The sequence below is a fragment of the Vibrio amylolyticus genome, assembly GCF_023145695.1.
GTDB classification, from domain to species: domain Bacteria; phylum Pseudomonadota; class Gammaproteobacteria; order Enterobacterales; family Vibrionaceae; genus Vibrio; species Vibrio amylolyticus.
Genome location: NZ_JAJHVV010000002.1, coordinates 291,628 through 312,180, shown reverse-complemented (window position 1 = coordinate 312,180; position 20,553 = coordinate 291,628). Strand labels below are relative to the sequence as shown.

The 20,553-nt window shown below is 45.4% G+C and carries 11 protein-coding genes; 9 read left to right on the top strand and 2 right to left on the bottom strand.

Annotation, left to right across the window (positions count from 1 at the left end; genetic code table 11):
• Window positions 1-98: 98 nt before the first annotated feature.
• The 7 genes from ebgA (at window position 99) to KP803_RS04265 (ending at window position 12,425) form a co-directional block, all read left to right on the top strand.
• Window positions 99-3,233, top strand: coding sequence for a beta-galactosidase subunit alpha (gene ebgA, locus KP803_RS04295; protein WP_248007599.1), 3,135 nt, complete (start codon window positions 99-101; stop codon window positions 3,231-3,233).
• Between the two features lie 3 nt (window positions 3,234-3,236).
• Entirely contained in the window at window positions 3,237-3,689 is a 453-nt protein-coding gene (locus KP803_RS04290; protein ID WP_248007598.1) for a beta-galactosidase subunit beta, read from the top strand.
• A gap of 158 nt (window positions 3,690-3,847) precedes the next feature.
• The gene (locus tag KP803_RS04285; RefSeq protein ID WP_248007597.1) at window positions 3,848-5,269 is read left to right on the top strand and encodes an amino acid permease; all 1,422 of its coding nucleotides are present in this window, start codon (window positions 3,848-3,850) and stop codon (window positions 5,267-5,269) included.
• 574 nt (window positions 5,270-5,843) lie between these two features.
• Window positions 5,844-7,271 carry an amino acid permease gene (locus tag KP803_RS04280; RefSeq protein WP_248007596.1) on the top strand — a complete coding sequence of 476 codons (1,428 nt, stop codon included), beginning with the start codon at window positions 5,844-5,846 and terminating at the stop codon, window positions 7,269-7,271.
• Between the two features lie 333 nt (window positions 7,272-7,604).
• Window positions 7,605-8,663, top strand: coding sequence for a protein YgjJ (gene ygjJ / locus KP803_RS04275; RefSeq protein WP_248007595.1), 1,059 nt, complete (start codon window positions 7,605-7,607; stop codon window positions 8,661-8,663).
• A 15-nt stretch (window positions 8,664-8,678) separates the two neighbouring features.
• The gene (ygjK, locus tag KP803_RS04270) at window positions 8,679-11,066 is read left to right on the top strand and encodes an alpha-glucosidase (RefSeq protein ID WP_248007594.1); all 2,388 of its coding nucleotides are present in this window, start codon (window positions 8,679-8,681) and stop codon (window positions 11,064-11,066) included.
• 351 nt (window positions 11,067-11,417) lie between these two features.
• The gene (locus tag KP803_RS04265; protein ID WP_248007593.1) at window positions 11,418-12,425 is read left to right on the top strand and encodes a substrate-binding domain-containing protein; all 1,008 of its coding nucleotides are present in this window, start codon (window positions 11,418-11,420) and stop codon (window positions 12,423-12,425) included.
• A gap of 120 nt (window positions 12,426-12,545) precedes the next feature.
• On the opposite strand, the gene lacZ is transcribed toward KP803_RS04265, so the two are convergent.
• A complete protein-coding gene (lacZ, locus tag KP803_RS04260; RefSeq protein WP_248007592.1) occupies window positions 12,546-15,662 on the bottom strand; it encodes a beta-galactosidase, LacZ type in 3,117 nt (1,038 codons plus the stop codon).
• Window positions 15,663-15,883: 221 nt separating this feature from the next.
• Window positions 15,884-17,527 carry a glycoside hydrolase gene (locus KP803_RS04255; RefSeq protein WP_248007591.1) on the bottom strand — a complete coding sequence of 548 codons (1,644 nt, stop codon included), beginning with the start codon at window positions 17,525-17,527 and terminating at the stop codon, window positions 15,884-15,886.
• A gap of 341 nt (window positions 17,528-17,868) precedes the next feature.
• On the opposite strand from KP803_RS04255, the gene KP803_RS04250 reads away from it, so the two are divergent.
• Together KP803_RS04250 and KP803_RS04245 are read left to right on the top strand one after the other, a co-directional pair.
• On the top strand, window positions 17,869-18,930 hold the full coding sequence (locus KP803_RS04250; protein WP_248007590.1) for a porin: 1,062 nt from the start codon (window positions 17,869-17,871) through the stop codon (window positions 18,928-18,930).
• A gap of 98 nt (window positions 18,931-19,028) precedes the next feature.
• Complete coding sequence (locus KP803_RS04245; RefSeq protein WP_248007589.1) at window positions 19,029-20,357, top strand: MATE family efflux transporter; 1,329 nt, start codon at window positions 19,029-19,031, stop codon at window positions 20,355-20,357.
• Window positions 20,358-20,553 lie beyond the last annotated feature (196 nt).

Here is a 20,553-nt window from a genome sequence, read left to right as displayed (position 1 = left end):
TAGTAAAAGTTTTACTAATATGTTTCCCAGATGCTTATTTTTACAATTAGAACGTCGGCACGACCATTGTGATCGCCATAGCCGAGGGGAGAATCAACGTGAACAACTGGGAAAACTTTCTTCACCTGCATGAGAATAGATTAGCGCCCCGCGCTTACTTCTTCTCATACGACTCAGTTCAAAACGCAACAACGTTTCAGCGCGAGCTAAGTAGCCACTTTCAATTGCTCAGCGGTCAATGGACTTTCAACTACTTCACCAACCCTTTGTTGGTTCCAGAAGAGTTTTACAACCAGAAAATGACCGATTGGGGCAACATTACCGTTCCAAATATGTGGCAAATGGAAGGTCACGGCGATCTTCAGTACACCGATGAAGGCTTTCCATTTCCTATTGATGTGCCGTTCGTACCTTCTGATAACCCGACTGGCGCATACCAACGAACCTTTACTTTGGGTGATAGCTGGGCAGACAAGCAGACCATCATTAAGTTTGATGGCGTAGAAACCTACTTCGAAGTTTATCTAAACGGCGAGTACGTTGGGTTCAGTAAAGGCAGCCGCTTAACGGCTGAGTTCGATATTTCGGCGCATGCTAAGTCAGGTGAAAACCTACTTTCCATTCGCGTCATGCAGTGGGCAGACTCTACCTACATTGAAGATCAAGACATGTGGTGGACAGGCGGTATCTTCCGTGACGTTTACCTTGTCGGCAAAGAGCAGCTCCACGTACAAGATTTAACGGTTCGCACTGATTTTGATGATGCATACCAAAGCGCAACCCTTTCATGCAACGTTGCCCTAGAAAACCTAGCGGCAGCGACCAATGCAACGCTTGAGTACGCTTTGCTCGACGGCAATCAAGTTATCTCGCAAGGCTCAGTAGATAATATTCTTGTCGACAGCAAGGCGAACACTCAGTTTGCCATTGATGTGGTTAACCCAATCCAATGGAACGCAGAAAACCCATACCTATTCCAATTAATTCTTACCCTAAAAGACTCAAACGGTAATGTTCTGGAAGTGATTCCACAGCGTGTTGGTTTTCGTGACATCAAAGTACGTGACGGCCTTTTCTACATCAACAACAAGTACGTGATGCTGCACGGTGTTAACCGCCACGATAACGACCACTTAAAAGGTCGCGCGGTAGGCATGGACAGAGTGGAAAAAGACCTCGTATTGATGAAGCAACACAACATCAACTCAGTACGTACGGCGCACTACCCTAATGATCCTCGCTTCTACGAGCTGTGTGACATTTACGGCCTATTCGTTATGGGTGAAACCGATGTGGAAACTCACGGGTTTGCCAACGTAGGCGACTTAAGCCGCATTACTAATGATTCAGCTTGGGAAGCGGTGTTCGTTGAGCGTATCGAAAGACACATTCACGCACAAAAAAACCACCCTTCTATCATCATGTGGTCTCTGGGTAACGAATCCGGTTATGGCTGTAACATCCGCTCAATGTATGACGCAGCAAAAGCGATTGATGACACACGCTTGGTTCACTACGAAGAAGATCGTGACGGTGAAGTAGTCGATATAATCTCAACCATGTATTCACGCGCCCAGCTAATGAACGCGTTTGGTGAATACCCACACGAAAAACCGCGCATCATTTGCGAGTATGCACACGCAATGGGTAACGGCCCAGGTGGCTTAACGGAATACCAGAACGTGTTCTACAAGCATGATTCGATTCAAGGCCACTACGTATGGGAATGGTGTGACCACGGTATTCTAGCCCGTGATGAAAAAGGCACCGAGTTCTACAAATACGGCGGAGACTACGGCGATTACCCTAACAACTACAACTTCTGTATGGACGGTCTTGTCTACCCAGATCAAACACCGGGTCCAGGCTTAAAAGAGTACAAGCAAGTGATTGCGCCAGTGAAACTACGCGACTTCAACGCTGAAGACGGCACGCTCACAGTTGATAACAAGCTTTGGTTCTCAAATATCGATGACTACACCATAACAGCGGAAATTCGTGCTGAAGGTGAAACTCTCGCGGTTCAAAATATCAAAGTGTCTGGTTTAGCAGAGAACTCAAGCCGTGAAATCACACTTGAAATGCCAGCGTCACTGCAAGGTGAAAACGCAGACCCTCGCGAAGTGTTTGTTAACTTTACGGTTCGTAAAGACTCTCGCACTTCGTACAGCGAAGCGAACCACGACATTGCGATTTACCAATTCCAAGTAAAAGAGAACACCGCCGTTCTACCGACCTTTACCACCAACAATGCAACGGCACTGGATGTGATTGAGTCTCGCCTTGACTACGTAGTGAAAGGCCACAACTTTGCGCTTAACTTCTCGAAAGTGAGCGGCAAGCTGACGTCATGGATAGTCAACGGTGAAGAATTAATTAAGTCAGAACCTAAGCTTAACTTCTTCAAACCGATGATCGATAACCATAAGCAAGAGCACGATGGTTACTGGGAACCTGCGCACCTGCAAATCATGCAAGAGCATTTCCGTAGCATTAATCTTGAGTGCGTAAACGTAGAACACGTTGACGGCAAAGTAGAGATCACCACCTCCAGCATCATCGCGCCACCTGTCTTCGATTTCGGTATGCGATGTGAATATCGCTACCAAATCAATGCACAAGGTCAGTTGAATGTTGAGTTAAGCGGTGAACGCTATGGCGATTACCCTCATGTCATCCCTGTGATTGGTTTTGACCTTGGCATTAATGGCGACTTCGACCAAGTGCAGTACTACGGTCGCGGCCCTGAAGAGAACTACCAAGACAGCAAACAAGCCAACATGATTGACGTATACCAATCGACCGTTGACGACATGTTCGAAAACTACCCATTCCCACAAAACAATGGCAACCGCCAACATGTTCGTTGGGCTGCACTTTCAAATCGTGCGGGTAATGGTATTGCAGTGAAACCTCAGCAAGAGATTAACTTCAGTGCGTGGTTCTACACCAATCAAAACATGCATCAAGCACAACACACGATTGAGCTAGAAAAGAGCGGTTACATCACTCTGAACCTAGATCACCAAGTGATGGGGCTTGGCTCTAACTCTTGGGGCAGTGAAGTGCTCGACTCTTACCGCGTTTACATGGATGAGTTCCGCTACGGCCTAACTCTGATCCCATTCCAAGCGGGAGATTGCAGCGCACAGGCTCTGATGAATCATTCATTTGAACAAGACTTTTTCACCACCAACGCAGCTTGCACCAAGCCTGCAACTAACGAGGCGTAACCGATGATCGTTTTAGAAAACTTAGAGCAATTTAAAGTCGTCTACCGTGACGGTCGCAAGTGGAATCGTTGTGTGGAAGCGATTGAAAACATCGGCAACATCAAAGATGGCGTTATGTACTCCATCGGCGACTCTCTGACCTACATGATTGAAGACGGCGTTGCTCGTAACACTGAAACCTTTACCGGAAACCGCCGTTACTTCGATGTGCACTACTACCTCGATGGGCATGAAACGGTTGAGTTTGCAGATAAAAATCAACTTAACACTGTAGAGGCTTACAGCGATGAAACCGACCGTGAACATTTAACAGGAAGCGGAGAAGTTCGTCAGTTATCACAAGGTCAAGTGACCATCTTTGATAACAGCAAAGCTTACCGCTTCCACGGTGACAGCCACGTACGCAAAGTCGTACTGAAGGTCACGATTGAAGATGGCTGCTTTTTAAACAAATAAATAGAACCTTTCACTGGCTATGACTGAGCCTTGCCGTTCAAGGCTCAACTTAGTCTCTAGCGAGTTAGGTTCACTATAAAAGTACTCTTAGCATTCACCCTACATTGAAAGCTTAGAGAAATAACGACAATACATAACGTGATTCAATGGAGGACATTATGTCTGGATCTATGCGTGGCACGATTGGCAAGTTTGCCTTGCTATCGATGACGCTTGCGGCGGTATTTAACGTTCGCAACATCGTAAACAACAATATCGAATTGGGCTTGAGCTCGGCACCTATCTTTTTACTCGCCACTATCGTCTACTTCATCCCTTTCGTATTCATCATTGCTGAATTCGTTTCTGCAAACAAAGATTCTGAATCGGGCATGTATGATTGGCTTAAAAAGCCATTAGGGACAAAGTCTGCGTATTTAGGCTCTTTCCTGTATTGGTTTGTTAACCTATTTTGGTTTGTATCCCTACTGCCTAACGTTATCGCCTACGCCTCATACGCAATGCTAGGTTATGAGTATGCGTTCTCCCCTCTCGTCACTTCATTAATTTCGATTGTGTTGTTTGCACTTGCAACTCACATCTCGACGAAAGGCGCGTCTTGGTTAGGTAAGATCTCTGAATTTGTTGCTTACGGTGTGTTTGCCTTGTTTGGTATTTACGTACTGGGTGCCGTTATGGCGCTCGGTGGCGACCACGTTCCAGCAGAGCCAATCACGTTAGAAGCGATGACACCAACCATTAACTGGGCAACGCTGGGTATTATGTGTTGGATCTTCCAAGCGGCAGGTGGTGCAGAAACGGCAGCGGCTTACCTAAAAGATGTAAAAGGCGGTCAAAAGACCTTCATTAAAGTCATCATTGCAGCGGGTGTTCTTATTGGTGCAATGTACGCCATTGGTTCACTGCTGGTTAACGTATTCGTTCCTCGTGAAAGCTTAACTTACGCAGGTGGTATGGTTGAGATCTTTACCGGTATGGCTCAGTACTTCAGTGTATCTGAAACGTTAGTCGGTCGCTTCGTGGGTATCGTACTCTTCATCGCCATGTTTGGTTCTATGATGATGTGGACTGCAGCGCCAGTAAAAATTCACTTCTCTGAAATCCCTCAAGGTGTTTACGGCGAGAAAACAACAGAGCTAAACGAACATGGTGTTCCAGTTCGCGCCGCTTGGTGGCAGTTCGCTTTCGTTGTATTCATGCTTCTAGTGAGTGGATTTGGTTCAGAATCAGTCCAAGATATGATGAACGTTGCAATCAACCTAACGGCTGGTACTGCAATGCTTCCACCAATCTTCATCATGGCGGCTTACTTTGTATTCCGTTGGAAATATGACGATACACCACGAGATTTCCGCATGGGTTCACGTAAAGTCGGCATGGGTGTCGTACTGGTGCTAATTACCATCTTCATTGTAAGTATGACGGCATCAGCCTTCCCAACAGGCGTGAACTTCATGAGAGCCTTCTTCATTAACGTCTTCATGACTGCGGTATTCTCTGCAATTGCATGGTGGTGGATCTCTCGCTTTGAAAAAAAGCAGGCGGAAGGTGAGCAACTAGAAACTGCTAAGCAGTCTTAAATCATAGCGTTAGAGGTCTCTACAAGCTGAATGATGTTTAAATAAGAGTACCTTTACAAACACTTATACCCCCTAAATAACCGAGGTGTCAGCAATGATGCTTCGGTTATTTCACTTCATCACTATTAGCATCAACATCACCATCAAGCTCACACTAGAAACACCAAGATAAAATTTAAGTAAAACATTTACTCAAAGTCACAAAAACGATCAATATTGTTTAACTTTCATCCCTTAAATCTTTACTCTCTGTGGTGAAGAAACCGCCCATTATTATTGTTTTAGAAGAGCCTAAATTTATCTTACCTAAAGGCCAAATATCTCAAAAATCTTGGTCGAACTTCACGGTACGGTTTATGAGATGAGCGGGATAAATGTTGGTATTTTTACTAAATTAACCCCTTGCGCTCAATACACGTACTCCCCATAAACAAGCTGTGAAGATACACAGCAAATGCTAACACCGTAATAACTCGATGGGTGTTTGCCAAACCAACATAACAATAAAGCACGGCCTATAAACACCCTAGGACCATGCACCTACTATAATTAACGTGAAACACCGGAGAACATCATGTCCGAAACTGCTCGTGGCACGATAGGCAAATTTGCCTTACTATCTATGACCTTTGCTGCTGTCTATAGCTTTAACAATATCATTAACAATAACATTGAGATCGGACTCTCTTCCGCTCCGATGTTCTTACTCGCAACCGTTTTTTACTTCGTCCCTTTTTGCTTAATTGTGGCGGAATTTGTTTCGCTCAATAAGAACTCAGAAGCCGGCGTATACGCGTGGGTAAAAAGTTCACTCGGTGGACGCTGGGCCTTTATATCGGCGTACACCTATTGGTTTGTAAACCTGTTCTTTTTCACCTCACTACTGCCAAGAATCATCGCCTACGCATCCTATGCGTTCTTAGGCTTTGAATACATATTTACACCATTGACCACCGCGGTATTGAGTATGATTCTGTTTGCCATCGCCACTCATATTTCCAATAACGGTGCGAAGCTTCTAGGGCCAATTACCTCAATCACCTCATCACTGATGCTGCTCCTGACACTGTCCTACATCGTACTCTCAGGTGGTGCATTAATCGGTGGTATTGAACCTGCAGACCCAATCACGATTGAAGCGATGACTCCTACTTTTAACTGGGCATTCCTGGGAGTTCTCACCTGGATCTTTATGGCTGCAGGTGGCGCTGAGTCTGTCGCGGTATACGTGAACGACATTAAAGGTGGTCATAAGTCATTTGTTAAAGTCATCATCATTGCCGGCGTGTTTATTGGTGCGCTCTATTTCATTGGTTCTATTCTTGCCAATGTCTTTGTTTCGCGCGAAGAGTTGAAATTTACTGGAGGCTCCGTTCAGGTATTTGAAGGGATGGCGAGACATTTTGGCTTATCTGAATTACTGATGAATCGATTCGTTGGCGTGGTCTCGTTTACTGCCATGCTTGGATCGCTACTTATGTGGACAGCAACGCCGGTTAAAATCTTCTTCTCTGAAATCCCTAAAGGCATCTTTGGTGAGAAAACTGTCGCACTGAACAAACAAGGTGTGCCAGTTCGCGCGGCTTGGATCCAGTTCTTAATTGTTATTCCACTGATGTTCATTCCGACACTGGCCTCTGACACCGTGCAAGATCTGATGAGTACTATTATCAACATGACGGCTGCAGCGTCTATGTTGCCGCCACTGTTTATTATGATCGCCTACTTAAACTTGCGCATGAAACTGGATCACCTACCTCGTGATTTCAGAATGGGCTCACGCGTTACGGGCATAGCGATTGTCTCTGTGCTTATTGCTATTTTCACCGTGGGTTTCTTTGCCTCAACCTTCCCAACAGGTGGCGACATCATGACCATTATCTTCTATAACGTAGGCGGTATTGTCATCTTCCTTGGCTATGCGTGGTGGAAATACGGTAAATATGAAAAAGGGTTAACGGCTGAAGAAAAGAAGGCTGAAGCTACCCCCATCAGCGCGTAATTCACGCGATTAAAATGAATCACCTTTAAGCACTGACGATGAGTCGGTGCTTTTATCTATCTGCTTTTAAATATGCGCTTTATTTAGCATGCAAATTATATAGGTTATTGATATTTTCTTTGATAGTTTTTCCGCGACAAAAATTAAGTAAAGTTTTACTAAAATAGATCACACTTTTCGACCAAAGTTATTTTTCGACCCCTAAAATAACGCTAATATCGCTCCTGAAATCGCAAGTCAATTGGTCAGTACGCCGAATAGAGCGTCATCAAACTAGAAGCCAAATGTCCTTGCGGCTACTCGCGGATTAACCCTTATATAGAAGATAATCAAATGAAAAGTAGTTTTACTAAAAAGACCTTAATCGCTAGCTGTATTTTCACTGCTTTGTCTGTCAATGCAGCCGAGACTGAAGCTAACCACAGCACCACGCAGGTGCCACAATCTGAATCTAAGACTTCATACAACTTTTATGGAGAGCTTGGCATAGGTGGACACACTGCACTTGAAGGCGACAGCAAAGGCCGTTACAGCGACGGTACTTACATTGAAGCTGGTCTCGCAATCGAGCACGGTAACTGGTTCGGCTTGGCGTACATGGAAGGCTGGACAGTTCAAGCAGACGACGAAGGAAATGCTTGGGCTACTGGTCACGGCTGGGGCGGCTTTGAAGGCGGCTTTAATCGTTTCTACGCAGGTTACCGCACCGATGGTAAAACTGAGTTCATTGTTGGTCGAAACGACTCTTCATTAGATGACATTCAATGGTGGGGCGATGCCACGGTTGAGTACGGTTACGCGATTTCCAATACACGCGATGTCAACTTCGGTCTTAAAATCCAAAACCTTGACGGTAAATTCCGCTACAGCGTGACAGCTGCACCAAAGTCTGATTTCTCTGAAGATGATGCGTGGATTAACTTCGGTAAGTACGACAAATTTGCAGACCAATGGATCGATAAAAATGCCATGGTCAATGGTTACGTTCAGTACGACATTATTGACGATCTAACACTATTAGCTGGTGCTGAAGCACGTGATAACAGCGGTGGCGAACTGGTTATCTTAGGGGCGGAATACAAAAACGTCGCAGCACGTGTATGGCACGACACCGACAAAGGCAATCAAGAGTCATTTGGTAGCGAAACGGGTTTCCAAACCAGTGGTTGGTATGAAGCAGCTCCAGGTGTTTATCTGTCAGCAGCGTACAACTACGCTAAGTTTGATTCGGACATCGAGCCAAATGAGACTCGCTCTTACATCAACGCAGGTGTTTGGTACGAATACGGTAATGGCACTTACGCAACCGCATTCGACACTAAGTTTGCAGTCGGTGATGACAACATGAATGACGATGCGCAACTGTTCATTATGCAATATTTCTACTGGTAATTCGAGGATATATACATGATTTTACGTAAAACTTTGACAGCTATCGCTGTTGGTTCAGTCATTACTCTGGCTGGCTGCTCTAACTCAACCGAAGAAGCAACATCAGTAGAACAACTGCAAGCCAATAATTTCCAAAACGTTATCGACCGTACTGGCTCACCAGAATATATGCGCGATTACGACTTTGATGACCACCAACGTTTTAACCCATTCTTCGATTTGGGCGCATGGCACGGCCACCTACTTCCTGATTCAGATGAAGGCATGGGCGGCTTCCCGGGTACTGCGCTACTCACGGAAGAATACATCAACTTCATGGCAAACGACTTTGACCGTTTAAGCGTGTTCAAAGATGGCAAGAAAGTTGAATTCACCATGGAAGCGTACAGCTTACCAGGCGCATTAGTTCAAACGTTAACCTCTGATGACGTAACGGTTGAAATGACACTGAGATTCGCTTCTGACCGTACATCGCTGCTAGAAACTAAGATCACAACTGACGAACCAGTAGAGCTAGTTTGGGATGGTGAGTTACTAGAGAAAACTCACGCGAAAGAAGGTGAAGCGCAAACGGATAAAACCATTGCTGAAACGTACCCAGATTATAACCGCCAAATCGTCGCTACTGATGACGGCCTAAAAGTTACCTTTGGCGAAGTACGCTCGACATGGGATCTTTTGACCTCAGGCGAATCTGAGTACCAAGTTCACAAGTCGATTGAAACGCAAACCAATGTTGAAGGCCTAAGCTTCACATCAACGGCAAGCATTGCTGAATCAACCACTTTCTACACCACTTACTCTCACGTTCTAACAGCAGAAGAAAGCCAAGCTGAACAGGCTGAGATCAAAAAGATCATGGCAACCCCTACCGACTATTTAGATGCTTCAGAAGCTCGTTGGGAAGGCTACCTAGAGATGGGGTTAACCAACCCGAACGCAACGCCTGAACAAGAGCGTGTTGCTGTTAAAGCGATGGAAACCCTAAACGGTAACTGGCGTGGGGCAGCAGGTGTAATGGAATTTGATTCGGTTACTCCTTCTGTAACGGCTCGTTGGTTCTCTGGTAACCAAACATGGCCGTGGGATACGTGGAAACAAGCGTACGCAATGGCGCACTTCAACCCAGAAGTAGCAAAAGATAATATTCGCGCGATGTTTGCTTTCCAAATCCAAGCCGATGATGAGCTTCGTCCTTGGGACGAAGGCTTTGTACCTGACCTACTGTCATACAATAAAAGCCCCGAACGTGGCGGTGACGGTGGCAACTGGAACGAACGTAATACTAAGCCAAGCCTAGCGGCATGGGCTGTAATGGAAGTGTACAAAACCACTGGCGACAAAGAATGGATAGAAGAGATGTACCCAATGCTTGTGGCCTACCACGACTGGTGGCTACGCAACCGTGACAATAATGGTAATGGCATCCCTGAATACGGCGCATCTTTAGACAAAGCGCACAACACACCTGAAGGCGACATGTTCTTCACTGTGGTTCGTGGCGACGAGCATGAAACCATCGTTGGTCAAGCAGCGCTTGATAAAGTTGTCGCTGAAGGCGGATACGACTTCATTGAAAGCCCAGCTCAAATCGCAGCGTCTTGGGAATCAGGTCGTGATGATGCTGCCGCATTTGGCTTCATCGATATCGATCAGCTAAACGAATACGTCGCTAACGGCGGCAAGCGTTCTGATTGGGACGTAGAGTTTGCTCAAAACCGTGCGGAAGACGGCACGCTACTTGGCTACTCACTGCTGCAAGAGTCCGTTGACCAAGCAAGCTACATGTACAGCGATAACAAGTACCTAGCTGAAATGGCAGACATTCTTGGTAAAGAGTCTGACGCGAAAGAGTTCCGCGAAAAAGCAGAGCACCTATCAAACTACATCAACACCTGTATGTTCGATGAGAGCACTAACTTCTACTACGACATTCGTATTGAAGACAAGCCACTGGCTAACGGCTGTGCGGGTAAGCCAATCGTAGAACGCGGCAAAGGCCCTGAAGGCTGGTCACCACTGTTTAACGGTGCAGCAACGCAAGCGCATGCTGACGCGGTTGTTTCAGTCATGAAAGACACGGAAGAGTTCAACACGCACGTACCACTAGGTACCGCGGCGCTGTCTAACCCTGCATTTGGCCCTGACATTTACTGGCGTGGACGTGTATGGGTGGATCAGTTCTACTTTGGCTTAAAAGGCATGGAGAGCTACGGCTACCGTGACGACGCTATCGAAATGGCAGGCGCGTTCTTTGATAACGCTGACGGCCTAATTCAAGATGGCCCGATTCGTGAGAACTACAACCCGCTAACGGGCGAACAGCAAGGTGCACCGAACTTCTCTTGGAGTGCTGCTCACCTGTACATGCTGTACAACGATTTCTTTACTGACGCAGAGTAATCTGAAAGTAAAGCGTAACGTCAGTTAATAAGTATGCCTAATTATTAACTGACAACGAAAGCGCCAGAGTTTGGGGACTCTGGCGCTTTATATTTACTAGAATATTGATATTTTTTCTAAAAGCTTTGGTTATTTAGCGCTTTTTACTAAGAAGGTTTTCTAAGGTAAAAGTGTTTACCAGCCGCTCTGATTGCACAACGTTTCCACAACACCGGTAACCCACGCTTTTAGCCCAGTATAAGTTTAATTGAAATCAACACATCGCAATATAAAAGAGCAATCAGTGGCATATTTATTGATATACGATTTCACTCGGTGTCTAATGACCAACTCAAAATCACGAGGTAAACCATGGCAACGATCAAAGATGTAGCAAAAGAAGCAGGAGTCTCCGTTGCTACCGTTTCTCGCGTATTAAATAAATCCTCCAAAGCGAGTCAAGCCGCCACCGCCTCGGTGAATAAAGCAATGAAGCAGCTCGGTTACCGCCCTAATGCAGCAGCCCAAGCACTGGTCAATCAAACTACCAATACCATTGGTATCGTCGTCTGTGATGTGTCTGAACCTTTTTATGGCACTATGGTTAAAGCGATTGACAAAATTGCCCACCAAAACAACAAACACGTTCTCATTGGCAATGGTTACCACACGGCCGAACAAGAAAAAAAAGCCATTGAACTGTTGATCAACAGTCGCTGTGAAGCATTGATCGTTCACTCCAAAGCGCTTTCTGATAAAGAGCTTGTCGCCTACGCCAAGGAAGTCAAAGGGCTGGTGATCATTAACCGACATATTCCAGAGCTGGCTTCACGTTGTATTTCTCTGGATAACTTTCGCGGCGCATATCTTGCCACTGAACTGCTGATTAAGAATGGTCACCACAAAATAGCTTGTATCGCTTCGGCTCATGAAATTGACGACGCAAAAGACCGAGTGGATGGCTATTTAGCCGCTCTTAAAGCTCACAATATTGAGTTACCAAACGGCTATATAGAATACGCAGAACCCACCAGCGAAGGTGGTGAAGATGCGATGACTAATCTACTAACCAAGTCGACCGATATGAGCGCCGTGGTTTCTTATAATGACTACATGGCTGCAGGCGCACTCTCTATTGCCAAAGAGAACAGTCTTCATACACCTAATAAGCTATCGGTGATTGGGTTTGATGATGGCATCATTGCCAAATACGTCTCTCCTCGCCTCACCACCGTTCGATACCCTATTGAACTGATGGCGCAAAAAGCCGCCGAGCTTGCATTGATGCTATCTCAAGGGCAAGAGTACAGTGAACAAGCTTTTTGCTACTCACCAACATTGGTACAAAGAGAATCGGTGATGCGACATCAAGCGGCATAGCTTATTAACACCGACCCTGCATTCTGATATTCAGGCTGTCCGATAAAATAAAAAATCCCCGGTTATTACACTGGGGATTTTAGTATTAAATGTATCGGACTTTAGTATTGATTAAGCCACTTAAGCAAACAGCGTAAAGCCATATTGGTATTGCTCCGCTTCTAGTAAGTACTCGCTATGAACACTTGGGCTCCAAGAATCATCACCGCCAATCCCCATGTGGAAACCATCCACACGCACATAGATGCAATCGTCTTTAACAAGCTCATTGGTGTGCTTCGCTAGCGCCAATGAATCGATTGAGTAACGGCTTACCGAGAAGTGGAAATCGCCTTCAATATTCACATCACCCACTTGCGCCTGTTTCACATCGCAGCGCAGACCATTCTCACTTGGGAAGATGTAATCAACATGCATTTCATCAACGCTAGATTGGTAGTGACCAACACGCGCTGCCATGATGCGATCTGGGTAGTTCTCGTAAGGACCACGGCCAAACCAATCCACCATTTCCCCCTTGCTGCCCTCACTCAGTGGAATGGCAAACTCAGCGCCAACACGTGGTAACGATGGTAACCCCTTCGCCGCTTGAACGCTCACCTGACACTCAACCTTGCCAGAAGATTGCACCTTGTACTGCCAATCTGAGATAAATACAGTGCGCCCATCCACTTCGTGCTTATGACGAGAAGAAACAACCACAAACTGCCCAACTGTATTCACTTCAAAGCGCACACAGCTTGATTCGATGCGGTTAAGACCTGCAGCAGCCCAACGAGCGGCCCATGTATTCGGGTCTACTCGGTCAACTTCACTGGTACCAATATCGTTATCAATTGGCGCACGGTAGAAGTTATCTTTGATAGCGCGAGCCAACAGAGCTTTACCTTCTTGTAGCGCATTCTCTAAGTGACCCGTTTGCTTGTTGAAAGTTAGCGTTAATGCCGAAGTCACCACTTCAACGTTATCGCCAGAGTCGTTAACACTCATGTTCGATGCCACAGATGTTTCTTCCGTCAGTAACAACTCATTGCTGCCTGGAAGATTAAACTGTTCAATGGCCGTTAGATGGCCTGCATCAGCCCATGCCGTATCAGACTGAAGCGATACATCAACGTTCAGATGATAAGTCTTACCCGCTTTCGGCGCAGGAAGATCGCTAATAAGTTCAAATTCTTGCTTAGATTCAGGCAGTAGCGCTAATTCAATCTCACCGTGTTGAATGGTGATGCCATCTTCAACCAGCTGCCACGCTAACGTTTCATTCAAGCCTTGAGTAAATAGGTACTCACTCGCAACGGTCAATTTCAACGCGTTGCTTAGACCTAGGTTTAGCTCTTTCTCATTGATCTTAAATTGGTAGAACTGCTGTGCTTTCTTCACTTCCCAAAGGTGTGGGTGCGGCGTGCGATCAGGGAATACCAAGCCATTGATACAGAACTGACGGTCATTGATCGTGTCGCCAAAATCACCACCGTAAGCCCAGTACTCAGTACCTTGCTCGTCGGTCTTAGTGATGCCTTGGTCAACCCAATCCCAGATAAAGCCACCTTGCAGGCGTGGGAACTTACGGAAAGCATCCCAGTACTTATCAAAGCTGCCTAGGCTGTTACCCATTGCGTGTGCGTATTCACACAGAATAAATGGACGATCTTCACCTGGCTGACTGATTTCATTCTTAATTGACCAACGCTTGATACCATCGCCATCGTTCTCTTCGTCAACGCGAGCGTACATAGGACATAAAATATCAGTCGCTGCAGTGCGTGAGCCGCCACCTTCATACTGAACCACACGTGTGTTATCACGCTGCTTGGTCCATTGGTACATTGCATGGTGGTTTAAGCCAATGCCCGACTCGTTACCCAGAGACCAGATGATCACAGATGGGTGGTTCTTATCGCGCTCAACCATGCCAATCATGCGGCGCATGTAAGCAGTTAACCAGCTAGGTTCTTCAGACAGGTTACGCATTGGGAACTGGCCGTGTGTCTCAATGTTCGCTTCATCAACCACATACAAACCGTACTCATCACACAGTTGATACCAACGTGGATCGTTCGGGTAGTGCGCGGTACGTACTGCGTTGAAGTTGAATTTCTTCATCATTCTAACGTCTTCAACCATGCTCTCATAACTCACAGCATGACCAAGCTCAGGGTGATGTTCGTGACGGTTAGCACCACGGATCAACACCGCTTTGCCGTTCACTTTTAACAAACCGTCAGTGATCTCTACCGAGCGGAATCCAATCGAATACGCTTCACACTCGATGAGCTGTTGCTGTTCATCTTCAAGACTCACCACAACACGGTACAGATACGGAGATTCTGCGCTCCACTTGTTCGGATTAGCCACCTCAATCGCATGGATGACTTTGTTGTTCCAGCCGCCTTTTTCATCGATATCAAGGTTGTTTGTCGACTCGGCTTTGTGACTGGCAACTAGCTCGCCTTCAGCATCAAAGAGCTTAATGCTGACCGCGTGTTTATCACTGTTTTGGCTGAGTGTGGTTGTCACGTTTAGCGTGGCGTCTTGGTACACGTCATCTAACGTCGTCACAACATCGACATCTGCGATGTGTACTTCAGGCTTGCTGATTAAAGAGACCTCACGAAATATACCGCTAAGCCACCACATGTCTTGATCTTCTAGGTATGAGCCATCAGACCAGCGGATCACCATCACCGCTAGGTGGTTTTCACCCTCTTTAACGAAATCACTCAGGTCAAACTCTGCAGGCAAACGGCTGTCTTGTGAGTAACCGACCCACTTGCCATTACACCAAATATGAAAAGCAGAATTCACGCCAGCAAATTGAATGCGTAGCTGACGTTGGCACCAATCGCTGTCTAGCTCAAAAGACGTTCGGTAACAGCCGGTTGGGTTGTCACTTGGCACGTAAGGAGGCGTATCATCAAATGGGTATTTTACGTTGGTATAAATAGGTTTATCGTGGCCTTCCATCTGCCAGTTGCTTGGAACGGTAATCTCGTTCCAATTCGCAACATCAAACGCTTCATCCATGAAGTTATGCGGCACGGATTCAGGTTGGTCAAACAACTCAAATTTCCACTGACCATTCAGTGATACATTTTTATCTGAAACCTCACCACTTATTGCCTGCTGCTCGTTAGTGAATGCGTTCAATGCAGCATGTGGATTAAGGGTATTTGCATGAGTCACATGTTGGTTTTCCCAATCACGTGCTCGTAGGATGTCATCAAAACTTCTCATTATTATTCATGCCTAGTGATGTTAAACAGTGGAGACCTATGTAAACGTTTCCACTCTATCGAAGAGAAACGGCCCTTGTCAAAAAAAGTACGACTGGCTGTGATTTAGATCGCCCCATTTTTTTAATATATGCTCGTATAATTCTAGTGGATTACTGAGACTCGATTAAAAAAGGCAGTAGATCGTGAGATTTACTGCCTTTATAAGGTTTGTTATCGATACTACTTAACAGCCGATACGATCGTTACCGTTGTCATTGGCTCAATAATATAGCCTTGCTCAAATTGACCTAGGTTCTCTAAATTGTGATTTTTATTGGTGACGTACACTTCAGAGTCAGCCAGTTCAATTTTCGCTGTGTTTAGCTCAAGAGGCATCGCTTGTGTTTCAGAAGCATTGACTACAACAGTCACAAGTTGACCTTCTTCTTCACTGTAGTAAGAAGACGCCATTAAACCGTTAAGATCATCGTAGCCATCTAGCGATACACGCTCAAAGCCAGGGCGGATGAAGCGGCTGTAGTTACCCATTGTCCAGAACAACTTGGTCTCTTCTAAGGTATTCGCATCTAATGACGAATCAATTTTCAGTAGGCCATCTTTATAGTTGTATGGTGTAACCGCTAACCACCAGTGCCAAGCCGAAGCGTTAAGGCGAGTTAAATCACGGTGCATGACTTTTGCTACGTGGATAGCAAGGTCCATATCATCAGCTTCATAGCCATGGCCGCTAAAGCTACGTACATCGCCTTCACCGCCTAGGATACAAATTTCACTCATCCAGATTTCTGCGCCAGGAGAGACTGAATCTACATTCTGACGCAGTAAATCACGCAAGTCGCCCATACGGTCTGATACGTGATCTGACCAATAACCGTGTACCGAAATCTTATTGTGTAGAACGTCTCTCATCTGCTCATCTCCAAGCAGCTCATCAATGTAGTTCTTATAGAGACCTTGGTTTCGGCTGTTCATCGCACCTGTGTACGCGCCGTGATCAAATTGAATTTTGTATTCATCACTTAGTGCCGCTGTGTATTCCACGACTTCTGCGCCATCAACAGCCACCGGTGTAGGAAGGTTTGCTTGCTTTAATGCATCATCAAGTTTGAAGTAAAGGGACTTTAGTTCATCCATGTTGTAGCGGTTTGCTTCTTGAGGCGTGCCGCCTTCCCAATCCCATGTTGGTTCGTTGATTGGACTAATGTGGTTAACTGGAACACCTACTTCAGTTTGCAGGTAATCTAGTACGGAAACCATGAAGTTAACAAAGTTCTCTTCTTGCTCAGGATCTAGGTTGGTAGAGCCAACGCCACCGAAATCGGTAAAGTTTGCTGGATAAGTTAAACCGTTCTTCGTCGCCCAGTGCGGAGGGCTATTAAGGAATGCCACAAACTCATCCACACCTAATGCTTGTGCTTCTTGCATCATTCGGATTTGGCCAAGTTGCTTTGTGGTATCAATTTCACCGTTTGGCTCTGCCATTAATAGCTCTGCGCGGCGGAATTCATCAGAAATTTGACTCGCACGGCCTTGCTCAGCACTGCCCGCACCAATGTTTACACGCCATGCCGATAATCCAATACCGTTTTCAGTGGAGAAAAGGAGTTCAGCTAACTTCTCTACATGATCTTCTTGACCGTTCTCAATCCAGTGATTAATCAGAGGGTTAATTGTCCATGCATCTGAGGCACCAAAACTGTGCATTGTTTGGTAAGTCGTTGAAGTATCAACAGCCAGCTGTGACGCATTTTCACTCACAACTCGATTTTCAGATTGGTCATTGGACACACCACTACAACCAGCAAGTAGTAATGATCCAACAAGAGCAGCAGTAATAGGTTTCAGGTTAAAGTTAGGTAACATAGTTTCTACTTCTTATCGTTATCTGTAGGGAAATGGATATAGAACCCAAAGCAATGTAAACGATACCATTCTAATTGATCGACGTTGCCATATACGTGATCTAAGGCTCAATTATGGTGGGATTCAATTAGTTCCGTTTCACAGCTACTTTCTCAACCCAACAGAATCCCCTTTCCACTCAATACCTTATGCAGCACACGAAACACCTTGTTACAGTTGTCTTATTTTGGATGTGTGAGCCGTATCATTTTTCATCAAAAGCCAGGTTGCAAACGTTTACACCAAATCATAATCTCTGCATCGAACATCTATCCCTCTTACAAAAATAGTCGGAAATAATAATGAAAAAAACACTTACCTCTATCGCCGTTGCTTGCTCTTTAGCTACTGCAGTACCAGCTACAGTAAGCGCTCACGAAGTTTATCGTGATGGTGCGCGTTCTCTACACTTAGGCGGTCGCCTATTTACCCTTTATCAAGGCTACGATGAAACAAAACTTAATTCAGATGGCACGATAAACGACACATACGAAGGCAATTGGAGCAATATGAATGCGCGTATTAATGTGTACGGTGAGCGTCAGTTAAGTGCTGACCTTAAATTTGCTGGTTTCTTTGAGCGTGAATTTTCAGCTGATGAAAACGATGAACAGCGCGCTTTGTGGATTGGTGTAGAAAGCCAAGAGTACGGCCGTTTGACCTTTGGTCGAGAAGAAAACGTTTTATGGAACGTACGTCCAATGGCTGACATCGTTACTGAGTCTATTTTTGATGGCCGCCGTATCGTTGGCGCTCAAGATGGCGAAAACTGGTGGAATGACAACACCATCGCCTACAAAGTGTGGAAAGAGAAGTTCGACTTCTCAGCTGCCTACGTGCTGCCTGATGGAAATAGTAAAGAAGGCGTCACCAGTTTCAATATGTCGGGTAAGTACAAAACTGACTTCGGTTTAGACATCGGTTTAGGCTATGTATATGGCCGTGAGAAAAGTGGTTATAGCTGGGACGACAGCAACAGCTACAATATGAATGAAACACAGCACCAATACTGGGCTGGCTTACAATACCGCATTGGTAGCTGGACTCTTGGTGGTGTGGCATCTATAGCAGATATTGAAGACAAATCAGGTCATAGACAGGATGAATGGTTTGATTTCGAAGTTGCCGCAACTTACGACATCAACCAATGGACAATCGGTGCAGTATACGCTCAGCGTAATACCGAGGAAAAAGGAACAACTACTGACTTTAAACAAGGTAAGTACTCTGAGACGGACGCCATCAACTACGGTGCAACCTACCACGTGACTGACCACTTTAAAATCTTCGGTGTTCTAGCATTCAACGATGCAGACAAGAGCGAAGATACCAAATGGCACTTAGGTATTGAGTACTACTTGTAATCTTCAATATTTATAAAATTTTACTGTCCTTAATTAAAGCGATGCATTAGCATCGCTTTCTTTTTTGAACCGCGTCACAGTTTTCGAGAGGCCATTACATGCCAAACACAGCCAAACGCATGAGTATTATTGCACTAACATGGCCGATATTTATCGAGATCCTGTTGCGAACTGCGTTGAACACCAGCGATGTGTTCATGCTCAGCAGTTACTCTGATAAAGCGGTTTCCGCCATTGGCGTGGTTACTCAAATCTCTTTCTTTCTATTGATTGTATCGAGCATGGTCAGTAGTGGTTGCAGTATTTTAATCGCCCAGTACCTAGGTGCAGGGAATAAAGAAAAATCACACCAAGTGAATGTGGCAAGTTTCGTTTTAGCCTTAGCTGTTGGCTTTCTACTTAGCCTATTTGCCTACTTTGCTGCCTTTAATCTGTTGCCATTTTTCCAATTAGAGCCTGAAGTACTTGGTTATGCCACTGAATATCTTGCGATCAGCGGTAGCTTTACATTTGTTGTGACGTTCGGTGTGGTGATTTCCACCATTATGCGCTGCTATGGCTACTCTAAATCGCCAATGATCATTAACCTCATTGCCGGCGTAATTAACCTATTGGGTAACTACATAGCCCTATACCAACCTTTTGGTCTTCCTGTTTTTGGTGTATCAGGTGTTGCAACAGCGACCGTCGTCAGTCAAATCATCAGTACTTGTCTGCTGTTCTATATGCTTAGACAACGCTCTATCCCTTTAAAGCTTGCTCAATATCGCTCTGTTCCACGCGCGATTTACAAAAAAATCGTTAAGATTGGTGCGCTAAACGCAGGGGAAGTGCTTTCATATAATCTTGCTCAAATGACAATTATGGTTTTGGTTATTTCTATGGGAACCGCTTCTGTCGCCGCATTCACCTATGCTCAGAATATCGCGCGCCTTGCGTTCGCTTTCTCTCTAGCGTTAGGGCAAGCCACACAAATTCAAGCGGGTTACTATATTGGTAAGCAGTACATCGACGAGATTTGGCAACGCGTCCAGTGGTACTTTGTGGCAGGCTTTGCCGTATCCGTAACGTTCACGACTCTCTTCTACCTATTCAGATACGAAATTGTTGGAATTTTTACCCACGACCCAATGGTGACCCAACTTACCGTCGCATTGATTGGCGCTTCTATTATTTTAGAGGCAGGACGTGCCTTTAACCTGGTGTTTATCTCTGCGCTAAAAGCGAGTGGAGACATAAAATTCCCAGTCAAAATGGGCATTCTTAGTATGTGGGGAATCGGTGTTGTGATGAGCTACATTCTAGGAATTCACTGGAGCATGGGAGTTCTCGGTGCATGGATTGCCATAGCCATGGATGAGTGGTTTAGAGGACTGATAATGGCAAGGCGTTGGCGCAGCAAAGTGTGGCTGCAGTTCAAGCTGTAGCGCCACTCAGACAGTTAAGTATTTCATTAATCTTTATACCTCTACGGGGCGAATGAGATGGATTTTACATTCGAATAGTAAACCATTTTCATTTGATATTTACTTCAATTCTAAGCCTGATTAGAAAATTGTAACAAGAGAATAACCCCAAGCCGAAAATCATTTTTCCCTCCCTGTTAACCGATATAATTCTGCC

What these genes read in the sequence shown, in the direction of transcription:
- ygjK (WP_248007594.1), top strand. Translation starts at nt 8,679, where the DNA reads ATGATTTTACGTAAAACTTTGACAGCTATCGCTGTTGGTTCAGTCATT.
- ygjJ (WP_248007595.1), top strand. Translation starts at nt 7,605, where the DNA reads ATGAAAAGTAGTTTTACTAAAAAGACCTTAATCGCTAGCTGTATTTTC.
- KP803_RS04245 (WP_248007589.1), top strand. Translation starts at nt 19,029, where the DNA reads ATGCCAAACACAGCCAAACGCATGAGTATTATTGCACTAACATGGCCG.
- KP803_RS04290 (WP_248007598.1), top strand. Translation starts at nt 3,237, where the DNA reads ATGATCGTTTTAGAAAACTTAGAGCAATTTAAAGTCGTCTACCGTGAC.
- KP803_RS04250 (WP_248007590.1), top strand. Translation starts at nt 17,869, where the DNA reads ATGAAAAAAACACTTACCTCTATCGCCGTTGCTTGCTCTTTAGCTACT.
- KP803_RS04265 (WP_248007593.1), top strand. Translation starts at nt 11,418, where the DNA reads ATGGCAACGATCAAAGATGTAGCAAAAGAAGCAGGAGTCTCCGTTGCT.
- KP803_RS04285 (WP_248007597.1), top strand. Translation starts at nt 3,848, where the DNA reads ATGTCTGGATCTATGCGTGGCACGATTGGCAAGTTTGCCTTGCTATCG.
- KP803_RS04255 (WP_248007591.1), bottom strand. Translation starts at nt 17,527, where the DNA reads ATGTTACCTAACTTTAACCTGAAACCTATTACTGCTGCTCTTGTTGGA.
- KP803_RS04280 (WP_248007596.1), top strand. Translation starts at nt 5,844, where the DNA reads ATGTCCGAAACTGCTCGTGGCACGATAGGCAAATTTGCCTTACTATCT.
- lacZ (WP_248007592.1), bottom strand. Translation starts at nt 15,662, where the DNA reads ATGAGAAGTTTTGATGACATCCTACGAGCACGTGATTGGGAAAACCAA.